13 protein-coding genes are annotated in these 11,955 nt (G+C 67.8%); 8 read left to right on the forward strand and 5 right to left on the reverse strand.

Going from position 1 to position 11,955, the window contains the following annotated elements:
* Window positions 1-322: 322 nt before the first annotated feature.
* Complete coding sequence (locus E1261_RS37455; RefSeq protein WP_132414488.1) at window positions 323-865, reverse strand: TetR/AcrR family transcriptional regulator; 543 nt, start codon at window positions 863-865, stop codon at window positions 323-325.
* A 96-nt stretch (window positions 866-961) separates the two neighbouring features.
* Here E1261_RS37455 and E1261_RS37460 point away from each other — a divergent pair, with 96 nt between their 5' ends.
* Window positions 962-2,191 (forward strand): FAD-dependent monooxygenase, encoded by a 1,230-nt coding sequence (locus E1261_RS37460; protein WP_132414489.1) that lies wholly within the window; start codon window positions 962-964, stop codon window positions 2,189-2,191.
* Here the strand turns inward: E1261_RS37460 and eboE are convergent.
* Window positions 2,157-3,311: a metabolite traffic protein EboE gene (eboE, locus tag E1261_RS37465; protein WP_132414490.1), complete on the reverse strand. Its 1,155-nt coding sequence runs from the start codon at window positions 3,309-3,311 to the stop codon at window positions 2,157-2,159. The genes E1261_RS37460 and eboE overlap by 35 nt on opposite strands.
* A gap of 115 nt (window positions 3,312-3,426) precedes the next feature.
* Entirely contained in the window at window positions 3,427-4,713 is a 1,287-nt protein-coding gene (locus E1261_RS37470; RefSeq protein WP_132414491.1) for a YibE/F family protein, read from the reverse strand.
* Between the two features lie 53 nt (window positions 4,714-4,766).
* On the opposite strand from E1261_RS37470, the gene E1261_RS37475 reads away from it, so the two are divergent.
* From E1261_RS37475 to E1261_RS37505, 7 genes are all read left to right on the forward strand, one after another.
* A complete protein-coding gene (locus E1261_RS37475) occupies window positions 4,767-5,726 on the forward strand; it encodes a metal ABC transporter substrate-binding protein (protein ID WP_132414492.1) in 960 nt (319 codons plus the stop codon).
* Window positions 5,723-6,499, forward strand: coding sequence for a metal ABC transporter ATP-binding protein (locus E1261_RS37480; protein WP_132414493.1), 777 nt, complete (start codon window positions 5,723-5,725; stop codon window positions 6,497-6,499). Before E1261_RS37475 ends, E1261_RS37480 begins: the two co-directional genes overlap by 4 nt.
* A complete protein-coding gene (locus E1261_RS37485; RefSeq protein WP_132414494.1) occupies window positions 6,496-7,500 on the forward strand; it encodes a metal ABC transporter permease in 1,005 nt (334 codons plus the stop codon). Before E1261_RS37480 ends, E1261_RS37485 begins: the two co-directional genes overlap by 4 nt.
* Window positions 7,501-7,564: 64 nt before the next feature.
* On the forward strand, window positions 7,565-7,957 hold the full coding sequence (locus tag E1261_RS37490; RefSeq protein ID WP_132414495.1) for a Fur family transcriptional regulator: 393 nt from the start codon (window positions 7,565-7,567) through the stop codon (window positions 7,955-7,957).
* 39 nt (window positions 7,958-7,996) lie between these two features.
* Complete coding sequence (locus E1261_RS37495; protein WP_132414496.1) at window positions 7,997-8,422, forward strand: MerR family transcriptional regulator; 426 nt, start codon at window positions 7,997-7,999, stop codon at window positions 8,420-8,422.
* A 75-nt stretch (window positions 8,423-8,497) separates the two neighbouring features.
* Window positions 8,498-9,475 carry an aldo/keto reductase gene (locus E1261_RS37500; RefSeq protein ID WP_272948632.1) on the forward strand — a complete coding sequence of 326 codons (978 nt, stop codon included), beginning with the start codon at window positions 8,498-8,500 and terminating at the stop codon, window positions 9,473-9,475.
* A 259-nt stretch (window positions 9,476-9,734) separates the two neighbouring features.
* Window positions 9,735-10,229 carry a GNAT family N-acetyltransferase gene (locus E1261_RS37505; RefSeq protein ID WP_132414498.1) on the forward strand — a complete coding sequence of 165 codons (495 nt, stop codon included), beginning with the start codon at window positions 9,735-9,737 and terminating at the stop codon, window positions 10,227-10,229.
* Here the strand turns inward: E1261_RS37505 and E1261_RS37510 are convergent.
* Both E1261_RS37510 and E1261_RS37515 read right to left on the reverse strand, forming a co-directional pair.
* Window positions 10,226-11,320: an S-(hydroxymethyl)mycothiol dehydrogenase gene (locus E1261_RS37510; protein ID WP_132414499.1), complete on the reverse strand. Its 1,095-nt coding sequence runs from the start codon at window positions 11,318-11,320 to the stop codon at window positions 10,226-10,228. The two genes, E1261_RS37505 and E1261_RS37510, sit on opposite strands and share 4 nt — an antisense overlap.
* Window positions 11,321-11,476: 156 nt before the next feature.
* On the reverse strand, window positions 11,477-11,955 hold a 479-nt coding region (locus E1261_RS37515), incomplete at its 5' end, for an FG-GAP repeat domain-containing protein (RefSeq protein WP_165952778.1).

Consider the following 11,955-nt stretch of genomic DNA (forward strand, 5'->3'; position numbering starts at 1 on the left):
CCACCATCCGCTCCCCCATGACCGACCAGGCAGTCCAAACAGTCCAACTCCTCCTAACCCTCCTAACCCAAGGCACCGCCGCCCCGGTCACCCTCCCCACCGAGCTGATAATCCGAGAATCAGCCTGACCCCTCCAGCCAGGGGTTGCCCAATGCCGGTTACACACAAGCCGGTACGGCGCTCTGCTGCGCGACGTGCCGGTGGGCGGGTGTACTGCGGTCACCTACTGTTCCGCCGTTCGGCTGGTTACTGCGACGCCCAGCCACGCCTCCCCAGCCACGGCCGGATGCGAGCCTCGCCGTACAAGCCCTCATTCCAGGGATCAGGCTGGGCGGAGGCAGTCGTGGGCTGCGGCTACGGCGGCGGTGCGGAGGGCTTCCAGGGGTTCGTCGACGAACATGACTGCAGAGTCGGAGAGGCCGCCCAGGGCGACGACGGCGCGGACTTTGGCGTCGAAGGCCGGGGTGGGGCCGATGAGGAGTTCGGTCACGCGGGCGCGCCACTCGAACATGCGGTCGACGAGTTTGAGTTCGGTGAGGACGCCGAGGTCCCGGATGAGGATCTGGATCAGCCAACGATGCTTGTACACAAGGTCGAAGTACGACGTCAGCAGGTCCTGCGCGGCGAGCGGGGCCGCTGCCTCCTGGGCGGCGACGTAGGCGTCGAAGTCGTCGACGAGGGGCTGGACCAGGCTGTTCAGCAGGGCCTCGCGGGAGGTGAAGTGGTAGTAGAGGGCGGGCTTGGTGACGCCGAGGCGCTCGGCGATGTCGCGGAGGCTGGTCTGCTGGACACCGCGCTCGGCGAACAGCTCGACCGCGACCTGCTGGATGCGGGCCTTGGGGTCGTCCGTGCGCAGTCTCGGCATGAGCCGAAGTCTAACTGACCTTCCGTTAAGTAAACCGTTGACACGAAGTCGTCGACTCTGCTTACCTTCCGTTAAGTAAACAGGAAGAGGACGCCCATGAAGGTCCTGATCTCAGGCGCGAGCGTGGCCGGCCCGGTACTCGCCTACTGGCTGAATCGGTACGGGGTCGAGACGACCGTCGTCGAACGCACGCCGGCGCTGCGGCACGGCCTCGGCGGTCACGCGGTCGACCTGTTCGGGCACGCCAGCGACGTCGTACAGAAGATGGGGCTCTGGGACGAGGTCACCGCGGCCCGGACGATGATCGACGAGCTGACGATCGAGCGCGCCGGCGGGCGGCCTGTGCACGTCGACCTCGGACGCTTGTACGCCGGGATCTCCGACCAGCACGTGGAGATCCTGCGCGGCGAACTCACCCGGATCCTGTCGGCCGCGACGACGCCCACCGAGTACCTGTTCGGCGACTCGATCACCGCGCTGACCGACGACGGCGCCGGGGTCGACGTGACCTTCGAGCGGAACGCGCCCCGGCGGTTCGACCTGGTGATCGGCGCCGACGGCATGCACTCGAACGTCCGTCGGCTGGCCTTCGGCCCGGAGGAATCGGTACGCCGTCATCTCGGCGGCTACCTCGCGGTCTACTCGATGCCGGACGTCTTCGCCCTCGGCTCCAGCATGCTCATCCACCAATCCGTCGGCCGGCTCGTGGGGCTGTACAGCGTCCGCCAGACCGGGCAGGCCCGAGCGATGTTCATGGTCCGGACCGAGGCCGAGCTCGAGTACGACTACCGCGACAAGGATCAGCAGAAGGCCTTACTGGCAACGGAATTCCGTGACTACGGCTGGCGCGTACCGCAACTGCTCGAGCAGCTCGAGGCCGCCGGCGACTTCTACTTCGACGCCATCGCCCAGATCACCCTCGATACCTGGCAGCGCGGCCGGATCGGCCTGGTCGGCGACGCCGGCTACTGCCCCGCGCCCGCGGTCGGCGGCGGGACCAGTCTCGCCGTCGCGACGGCGTACATCCTCGCCGGGGAACTGGCCACCCACGGCCCCGCCGGACTACGGACCTACGAGGCCGAGGTCCGGCAGATGGTCGACCGGAGCCGCAAGATCGGTCCGAAGGTGATGGGCTCGATCATCCCGCGCGGGCCGGCCACGCTCCGCCTGCTGCCGTGGGCGGCGTCCGTCGTACCGAAACTGCCCACGCCGATCCAGCGGTTCATCTGGTCGCAGAACGCCGTCGGCAAGGCGCTCGGCTCGACGGCATTGCCTGACTACTCCGCTCTGCTCAGCCCAAGATCTCCTGCAAACCCAGGCCGGTAAGGCGATCGCGGAGCCACTGGAGCTCCCCCACGATGCGCTTGGCGAGTTGCGCCCGGGTCCGTGGCTGGCGGGTCCAGGTGTAGGTCTCGGACTCCAGGTGGTGCGTCATCGGATGCCCGCCGCCGACCATGCGATTCAGGCACTCATCCAGTACGGCGGTGGTCGCGGTGAGCGGCGCCGGGGGCGGCTCGTGGGCAGCGATATGGGCGTGCATCCGCCAGCAGGCGTGACCGGACAGCTGGTACGCCAGATCGACGTCATCCACACCGGGCCCACACCACTCCCGCACCTGACGCAGGTACTTCGGGTCGCTGAGATCGGCCAGCACCTGCCGACCAAGACCGTCCGACGGGTCAACCAACTGAGGAGCCACCGACAACTGGGCCTTCACCACATCCACACCGGCCCGCCACAGCGTCTCGAACGCCGGACCCGGCTCCTCGAACTGAACCGCAAGGTGACATGTGTCCAGCCCGAGCCCGATCCGCGACTTACCGGCGTCCGGGCTGACGTAGGTACTCAGCCAGCCCGCCGCCTGCCCGACCATCTCCAGCACACACCCAGGCTCGGGCTCGACCGCGATCCGGATCCGCCGACCGGTACGGCGCTCAGTCCGATCCAGGTGGAATTCCAGCCGGTCGAACGCCACCCGGGTCGCGGCGTCGCGCTGCTTCGACCACGGCTCACGCCAGGCCAGCGGCAGGGTCGAGATCGAGCCGTACTCCGCGTCAGGCGGCAGCAACTCAGCCAGGATGTCGACCAGATCGACCGTGTAGCGCAGCCGCTCGGTATCGGTCCAGTCCGGGCAGTAGACCTTGGAACCGACGACCTTGTCGACGAACGCCGAGTGGGCGACGCCGTTCAGCGAAACGACCTCGAGCTTGTGGCGCGTCAGCGCGCGCTGCAGCCTTCTCAACGCGACCGGCGAGTTCGCCAGCCGGTCGGCGAGCGGGCTCACCAGCCACAGCCCGATGCCAAGCGTCGGCACGCCGAGCTCGGCCCGCGCGGCGCCCGCACAGCCGTCCAGCCACTTGATCAGCTCATCCAGATCCGCGGCAGGCAGAACTGTGGCGGAATACCCCAGGTGGACGACAGAGCCGTCCCGATGGCGGAATCTCATCAGCACTCCTCACCCCGTACTGGCCACAGAAGGTAGTCGTTGGCGGACTCTCCGTGACCTAATTGCACTGTAGGAGCCTGCGGGCGCCCGGGGAAGGGCTGATTTTCAGTTGTTGTCAGTTGGTGTTCTGAGCGTCGCTGAGCGTGACCAGATCCCGGCTCCGGTCGGCCACGGCGAGGGCCGCGAGCGTGGTGGTGAGCGGTACGGCGGCGATGATCCCGAGGCTGCCGACCAGGCCACGAACGATCTCCATCGCGACCATTTCGGTCGAGATCACGTACTGGCCGGGCAGCCCCTGGATCGCGAACGTGATCAGCACCGGCATCGAGGCCCCGGCGTACGCGAGGACCAGGGTGTTCACCACGGAGGCGACGTGGGTGCGGCCGATCCGGAGGCCGGCGCCGATCAGTTCACTGCGGGACGCGGACGGGTTGGCCGCCGACAACTCCCAGACCGCGGCCGCCTGGGTCACAGTGACATCGTCGAGTACGCCGAGCGCACCGATCACCATGCCGGCCACCAGCAGGCCGGTCAGACTGAGACTCGGAAAGAACTGCTTGGCCGCCGAGGCGCCGTCCGAGGCGAGCCCGGTCAGCTGGCAGAACTTGGTGAAGAACCACCCCAGTACGACGGTCATCCCGAGCGCCGCGATCGTCCCGGACAACGCGATCGAACTCTCGGCGTTGATCCCGTGGGTCAGGAACACCGCGATCGTCATGATCACCGTGCCACCGACGACCGCGACCAGCAGTGGATTCGAGCCCTTCAGGATCGCCGGCAGGATGAACTGGGTCAGCATCACCGCGGTCACCGCGAGGGCGATCAGGGCGGCGAAGCCACGCCAGCGCGACAACGCCACCACCGCCAGCGAGAAGATCGCGGCCAGGATCAGCAACGGCTTGCTGCGGTCGTGATCGACGTACTGATAGCGGTCGGCGATGTCCTTGGCGTCGGTCTGGACGCCGAGCATGATCGACTGGCCGACCTCGATCGAGATCGGGACCTTGCCGGCCTGCGGCACCTGGACCGGCGCGATCTGCCCCTTGTCCGGGCCGGTGCTCAGCTTGATCGAGGCGAGATCGCACTGGTCTCGCTTGTCCGGGCAGGGCGCGAGCTTGGTGACCTCGCCGCGGGCGGTGTCGGTCTGGTACGTCGCGACCTTCACCCCGCCGCCCGGCCACATCACGATCATCGCGATCACCGCGGCCGTGATCAGCGGCGCCAGCACGGCCGCGACCACGATCCGGACCCGGCGGGCGACGATCGCGTCGTTGTCCACCACCGAGGTGTCGACGACGTGGTCGCCGCCATGACCGTGCCCGTGGCCGTGACCGGCGGGTACTTCCAGGCGGCGGGTGCCCCGGCGGTCGGCGCGGCGGCGCCCCACGGGTCGGCTGTTCATCGGTTGAACTCCCTGTTTTGACAATCATCTCCAGTTAAATGAAAATGATTGTCATGAGATCTAGTGCTCGCGCTCTTGTTGCCGGTGCCGCCGTCCTGGCGGCCGTCACCCTGGCCGGTTGTGGAGGGTCGTCCGGCGGCGACTCTGCCGCGGGTGGCTCCGGCGGCAAGCTCGACGTCGTTGCTTCGTTCTACCCGCTCGAGTTCATCGCCCGCACAGTGGGGGGTGACGCGGTCAATGTCACCACACTGACCGCCCCCGGCGTCGAACCGCATGACCTCGAGCTGACCCCGAAGCAGGTCGGCGAGATCGCCGCCGCGAAGCTGGTCGTCTACGAGAAGAGCCTGCAGCCGGCCGTCGACGAGGCCGTCGAGCAGAACGCCAAGGCCGCCGGCTTCGACGTCGCCCCGGCCGGCAAGCTCGAAGCGACCGGCGCGGACTTCGAGGAGCACGAGGAGGGCGAGGCCAAAACGGCCGCGCACGCCGAGGACGCCCTCGACCCGCACTTCTGGCTCGACCCGGTCCGGTACGCCGGTGTCGTGACCGCGGTCACCGACAAGCTCGTCGCGGTCGACAGCGCCAACGCCGAGGGGTACAAGGCCCGCGCGAAGACGCTGCTCGACGAGGTCGGCAAGCTGGACACCGAGTACAAGACCGGCCTGGCGAACTGCAAACTCAAGACGTTCGTGACGAGTCACGAGGCCTTCGCCTACCTCGCGAAGCGGTACGGTCTGACAATGGTCGGCATCGCCGGGTTCACCCCGGACGCCGAGCCGACCCCGGCCCGCATCGAGGAGGTGCAGAAGATCGTGAAGTCGCAACACGTCACCACGATCTTCTACGAGGAGCTGGTCAGCCCGAAGGTGGCCGAGTCGATCGCGCGTGACGTCGGCGTCAAGACCGCCGTACTGAGCCCGATCGAGGGCCTGTCGGACGCCAACTCCCAAGAGACCTACCTGAGCCTGATGCGGGAGAACCTCCAGGAGCTCCGGAAGGCGAACAGCTGCGCGTGACAGCACCCAAGAACGCGGAATCAGACACCGCCGCGAAGGCCGTCCAGGTCACCGATCTCTCGGTCGACCTGGGCGGTCGTCTGGTGCTGCGCGGCGTCGATCTCCAGATCCGCCAGGGCGAGGTGGTCGCCGTACTCGGCGCCAACGGCTCCGGCAAGTCCACCCTGATCAAGACCGTGGTCGGTCTGCTTCCGGCCGCTCGTGGTGAGGTCCGCCTGTTCGGTACGCCGGTGCCCCGGTTCCGCGCATGGAAGCGGGTCGGGTACGTACCGCAGCGGATCACCGCAGCGGGCGGCGTGCCGGCGACTGTGTACGAAGTCGTGTCGTCCGGGTTGCTGTCGAGCCGACGGCTGTTCGCACCACTCGGTGCCGCCCGGAAGGCCGCGATCGAGGACGCGCTGCGGGTCGTGGACATGGCCGACCGGCGCAAGGACGCGGTCGCTGAGCTGTCCGGCGGGCAGCAGCAGCGGGTGCTGATCGCGCGTGCCCTCGTCTCCGATCCGGAGCTGCTGATCCTCGACGAGCCGACGGCCGGGGTCGACCTGGCCAGCCAGCAGATCTTCGCCGACGCGATCCGGGAGCGGGTCGCCCGCGGCACCACCGTGGTGATGGTCAGCCACGACCTCGGCCCGATGGACGCGCTGATCGACCGCTCGATCATCCTGCGCCGCGGCCGGATCGTGTACGACGGTCCCCCGCACGCCTCGCAGACCAGCGCGCACGTCCACCACTCCCACGGTGCTTCCGACGACTTGGGGTGGTTGACCTCATGACGATTTTCGAACTTGAGTTCATGCAGCGCGCGTTGATCGCGGGGCTGCTGACCGGGCTGTCCGCGCCGGCGATCGGCACGTACCTGGTGCAGCGGCGGCTGTCGCTGATGGGTGACGGAATCGGGCACATCGCGATCACGGGTGTCGCTCTGGGGCTGCTGACCGGGACCGCGCCGGTCCTCACCGCGATCATCGTGGCGATTGCCGGCGCGACCGCGATCGAGTTCGTCCGGGCCCGCGGGAAGGCGTCCGGCGATGTGGCCCTCGCACTGCTCTTCTACGGCGGGATAGCGGGTGGCGTGCTGCTGATCGGCCTGGCCGGTCAGGGCGCAGCAACGCTGAACACCTACCTGTTCGGCTCGCTGACCACGGTCTCCCCGAGCGACCTGTACGTCGTGGTTGGGCTGGCCGTGGCTGTCCTCGTGATCGCCATCGGGCTGGGGCCGCAGCTGTTCGCGGTCTGCCAGGACGAGGAGTTCGCCCGGGTGACCGGGCTGCGCGTTCAGCTGCTGAACCTGCTGATCGCCGTCATGGCTGCGGTGACGGTGACGGTCGCGATGCGGACTGTCGGCTTGCTGCTGGTCAGTGCGCTGATGGTGGTTCCGGTCGCGACTGCGCAGCAGATCACGCGGTCCTTCCGCAGTACCTTCGTCACCGCATGTGCGATCGGTGTGACCGCGTGCCTGGCCGGCATCATCACGTCGTACAACGCGGACGTCGCGCCGGGCGCGACCATCGTCGTGCTGGCGCTGGCCGGGTTCATGGTCGCCGCGACCGTCGGCGCGCTACTGCGCCGACGCTCCGGCCGGGTCGCCCCACTCGACGACGAGGAGCCCGAGGTCGGCGTACCGGCTCCGGAGCCGCACGTCGTCAGCGCCGGGCACCCGCACGCGCACAGCCAGGCCTGCGGTCACAAGAAGGTCGAACACGGCGATCACGTCGACTACGTCCACGACGGTCACCTGCACGCACGACACGGGGACCACTGGGATGAACACTGATTTGCTGGGTTCTGAGACAATTGCTGGCGTTGCCGCGGAAAAGCCGGTGAGGACAGGAGGAACGGTGGCTATCGGAACACGCTCGACCCGTCAGCGCGCGGCTGTTGCTTTGGCGCTCGACACGCTCGACGACTTCCGGACTGCCCAGGAGATTCACGCGCAGCTCCGGTCCTCCGGGGAGGCCGTCGGGCTGACCACCGTGTACCGCACGCTGCAGGCACTGGCCGATTCCCGCGAGGTCGACGTACTGCGGACAGCCGATGGCGAAACGGCGTACCGGCGCTGCTCGAAGGGTCACCATCACCACCTGGTCTGCCGCAACTGTGGCCGGACCGTGGAGGTCGAAGGGCCGGCCGTCGAGCGCTGGGCCGACAAGGTCGCCGCCGAGCACGGCTACGCCGACATCAGCCACACCCTGGAGATCTTCGGCACCTGCTCCGACTGCCAGAAGGTGTAACTTGCCTTTGAGTGCGCTCTAAGGCATACCGTCATACTCATGACGGTGACGCAGGTACTCGATGTGCAGCTGCTGGGTTTGCTCGAACTCCCGGCAGACCTGCCCGAGCAGTTGTCGATCGCGGAGGCGGCCGAGGTCACCGGCCTGACCGCCCACACGCTGCGGTACTACGAACGGATCGGTCTGGTGCGGGTGCCCCGCGACGAGTCCGGGTACCGCTGTTACCAGCGGGAGACGCTGGCCCGGATCGCGTTCATCACCCGGCTGCGGGCCTCCGACATGCCGGTCAGCACGATCAGCCACTACCTGGACCTGGTCGAGCAGGGTAAGCACACCGAGCCGCAGCGACTCGCGCTGATGGAGGAGCACCGGGCCGGGATCCAGCGCCGGCTGCGGGACCTGCAGGCGGCGCTCGCGGTGACCGAATACAAGATCACCGTCTACGGCGGCACCGCCACTCCGTAACCACTCGCCTCGCCTGACCGGCAGACCCTCGCGGTCCGTCGGTGGGCGAAGCCATGCCTGAATCTGGAGAATGCTGTGAAATTAGGAAACGAAGGCGCCGAGGTCAGCCGCCTCGGCCTGGGTTGTATGGGAATGAGCTTCGCGTACGGCGAGGCCGACGACACCGAGTCCGTCGCGACTCTGCACCGAGCGCTCGATCTCGGGATCACCTTCCTCGACACCGCCGATATGTACGGGTTCGGCGCCAACGAGGAGCTGATCGGGCGGGCGATCAAGGACCGCCGGGACGAGGTGTTCCTGGCGACCAAGTTCGGGATCATCGGTGATCCGCGCGACCGGACGAAACGTGGCGTGGACGGCTCACCGGAGTATGTGCGCGCCGCGATCGACCGATCGCTCGCGCGGCTCGGCGTCGATCACGTCGAGCTGTACTACCAGCACCGCGCGGACCCCACCGTGCCGATCGAGGAGACGGTCGGGGCGATGGCTTCCCTGGTGGAGGCCGGCAAGGTCCGGTACGTCGGGTTGTCCGAGGCCTCGGCGGAGACCATCCGGCGGGCACATGCCGTGCACCCGATCACCGCGGTGCAGTCCGAGTGGTCGCTGTTCAGCCGGGACCTCGAGGAGTCGGTGCTGCCGACCTGCCGCGAGCTCGGGATCGGCATCGTCCCCTACTCGCCCCTCGGCCGCGGCATGCTGACCGGCGCGCTGCCCGACCAACTCGCGGCGGATGACTTCCGCCGTACCCTCCCGCGCTTCACCGGGGAGAACCTGGACGCCAACCTCGCGCTGGTCGACCGGGTCCGCGCGGTCGCGGCCGGGCTCGGCGTGACGCCGGGCCAGGTCGCGCTTGCCTGGGTCCTTGCTCAGGGCAACGATGTGGCGCCGATCCCGGGGACCAAGCGTCGGAAGTACCTCGAGGAGAACGCCGGGGCGCTCGCGGTCGAGCTGAGCGCCGACGATCTGGCGGCACTGTCCAAGCTCACCCCGGTGGGCACCCGCTACCCCGACATGGCCTGGGTCGACGGGAGCACCGCCCAACTGGGTCGATAGACAGCTAGTGGTGTGTCGCGTCTAAAACTTGAGTGCTGGCGGTGTCCAGGTGGGTGCATCGCAAGGCGGAGGGAAGGGCTCGATGCTTTTCCATCGTGCCCTTTCCTCCAACGCAGCGAGGTGCCCGCCTGGGCGCCGCCAGTGCCAAGGTTTAGGCGCGACACACCACTAGGTTGATAGACTGTGCGCAGCAAGCCTTCCGTACCGGATGATTCCGGCGGGAGGCTTTTCTGCGTTCTCGTGCTTTGGGAGGAGACGGATGACAGATCTGGCCGTACGGCGGTTCGACGCCGACGATCGAGAGGTGATGGAGCGGCTGTACCTGATGTTCCGGCACGACTTGTCGGAGTTCCAGGGGCAACTGCCGAAGCCCGATGGGACTTATCGCAGCGACTGGCTGGAATCGGCGCTGACCGGGGATCCCGAGTGGGCGGGGTACATCTTCCACAGTGGTGAGCACCCGATCGGCTACTGCCTGATGCGCGCGCTGCAGCAGCCGGTGCGGGTGCTGAACAGCTTCTTCATCGTCCGGCCCGTGCGGCGTGGTGGTCTCGGACTGCGCGCAGTCCAGGAGGTGCTCGCGCATCACCCCGGACCATGCGAGGTCGCGTTCCAGGACAACAACGCAACCGCGGTCCACTTCTGGCGGCGAGTCGCGACAGCAATGTCCGGTGACGCCTGGACCGAGGAACACCGACCAGTCAAAGGCCGCCCCGATGCTCCCCCGGACACCTGGATCTCTTTCTTTGTCTAGAAGAGCACGACCGATCGCAGTACGTCGCCGTGGTGCATCTTGGTGAACGCGGCCTCCACGTCCTCAAGGGCAATCGTTTCGGAGACGAACCGGTCGAGCGGCAACCGGCCTTGCAGGTGCAGGTCGATCAGCAGCGGGAAATCGCGGCTCGGCAGACAGTCGCCGTACCAGCTGGACTTGAGCGAACCACCACGGCCGAAGAAGTCCAGCAACGGCATGTCGAGCCGCATGTCCGGCGTCGGTACGCCGACCAGTACGACGGTGCCGGCCAGGTCGCGGCCGTAGAACGCCTGCTTCCAGGTCTCGGGCCGACCGACCGCGTCGATCACCACGTCCGCGCCGTACCCGCCGGTCAGGTCCTGGATCGCCTCGACCACACCATCGTGGTCGAGGTCCTTGGAGTTGATCGCGTGCGTCGCCCCGAGCTCCCGGGCCGTGGCCAACTTGCGCTCGTCGATGTCGATCGCGATCACCTTCGCCGCTCCAGCCAACCGAGCCCCGACCACGGCCGCCGTACCGACGCCGCCGGATCCGATCACGGCGACAGTGTCACCGCGGCCGACGTTCCCGGTGTTGATCGCGGCACCGAGACCAGCCATCACGCCACAGCCGAGCAACCCGGCGACCTCAGCCTTGGCAGCCGGATCCACCTTGGTGCACTGGCCGGCCGCAACCAGCGTCTTCTCCGCGAAGGCCCCGATCCCGAGCGCCGGGCTCAGCTCGGTACCGTCGGCGAGCGTCATCTTCTGCTTCGCATTGTGCGTGTTGAAGCAGTACCAGGGCCGCCCGCGCAAGCACGCACGACAGCTGCCACAAACCGCCCGCCAGTTCAGTACGACGAAGTCCCCAGGCTGCACATCGCTGACGCCGTCCCCCACGCTCTCCACGATCCCCGCCGCCTCATGCCCGAGCAGAAACGGAAAGTCGTCGCTGATCCCACCCTCGCGATAGTGCAGATCGGTATGACACACCCCGCACGCCTGAACCTGCACCACCGCCTCCCCCGGCCCAGGATCCGGAACATTGATCTCCTCGATCGAAACCGCCGCACCCCGACCCGCCGCCACCACACCACGCACCATCTGTCCCATCCCCCGACGCTAACCGGATTTTCCCCGTCCTGACAGGACTCCCGGGCGTGGCGATCCGCCGACCGACAGGACGTATACCCCCTCGCCCGCGCCCGCCGCGTCCACCCGCGCCTGGCGACGATGCCTAGTGGACGTATATGTCCTGTCCTTCGGGTGCTAGCGCAGCTGTTCGTTGACCAGCGCGAAGGTGCCGTCGCTGTTGCTGACCGCCACGGGCTGGGTGTTGAAGGTGTTGCCGCCGACGAGGGCGATGTCCGCGGCTCGGTCGCCGTTGAAGTCGCCGGCCACCGGCTCTGCGCCGGGCGTGGTTGCCCACTCGTTCCAGCGCGCATCGATCGGCTGATTCTGCACAGTGAAGCTGCCTTCACCAGCCGACAGCGCCAGCGGTATCGACTGCCACCCGGCACCACCGACGAGCGCAAGGTCAGCACGCCCGTCCCTGTTGAAGTCACCGGCCAACGTGCGGACGTTGTCCGTCTCGGCCCAGCGCGGCCAACTCCCCGGAAACTCCTTGTTCGCCACCCGGAAGCTGCCATCGGCCGAAGCAAACGCCACCGGCACCGACTGCCACCCCTCCCCACCGGCCAACGCCAGATCATCCCGACCATCCGCGTCGAAGTCCCCCGCAACCACAG

Source organism: Kribbella albertanoniae, from assembly GCF_004348455.1.
Lineage (GTDB): Bacteria > Actinomycetota > Actinomycetes > Propionibacteriales > Kribbellaceae > Kribbella > Kribbella albertanoniae.

Excerpts from the sequence above, each read along its gene's own strand:
- E1261_RS37510 (WP_132414499.1), bottom strand. The coding sequence starts at position 11,320 with ATGGGACAGATGGTGCGTGGTGTGGTGGCGGCGGGTCGGGGTGCGGCG.
- E1261_RS37505 (WP_132414498.1), top strand. The coding sequence starts at position 9,735 with ATGACAGATCTGGCCGTACGGCGGTTCGACGCCGACGATCGAGAGGTG.
- E1261_RS37485 (WP_132414494.1), top strand. The coding sequence starts at position 6,496 with ATGACGATTTTCGAACTTGAGTTCATGCAGCGCGCGTTGATCGCGGGG.
- E1261_RS37470 (WP_132414491.1), bottom strand. The coding sequence starts at position 4,713 with ATGAACAGCCGACCCGTGGGGCGCCGCCGCGCCGACCGCCGGGGCACC.
- E1261_RS37460 (WP_132414489.1), top strand. The coding sequence starts at position 962 with ATGAAGGTCCTGATCTCAGGCGCGAGCGTGGCCGGCCCGGTACTCGCC.
- E1261_RS37475 (WP_132414492.1), top strand. The coding sequence starts at position 4,767 with ATGAGATCTAGTGCTCGCGCTCTTGTTGCCGGTGCCGCCGTCCTGGCG.
- E1261_RS37455 (WP_132414488.1), bottom strand. The coding sequence starts at position 865 with ATGCCGAGACTGCGCACGGACGACCCCAAGGCCCGCATCCAGCAGGTC.
- E1261_RS37495 (WP_132414496.1), top strand. The coding sequence starts at position 7,997 with ATGACGGTGACGCAGGTACTCGATGTGCAGCTGCTGGGTTTGCTCGAA.
- eboE (WP_132414490.1), bottom strand. The coding sequence starts at position 3,311 with ATGAGATTCCGCCATCGGGACGGCTCTGTCGTCCACCTGGGGTATTCC.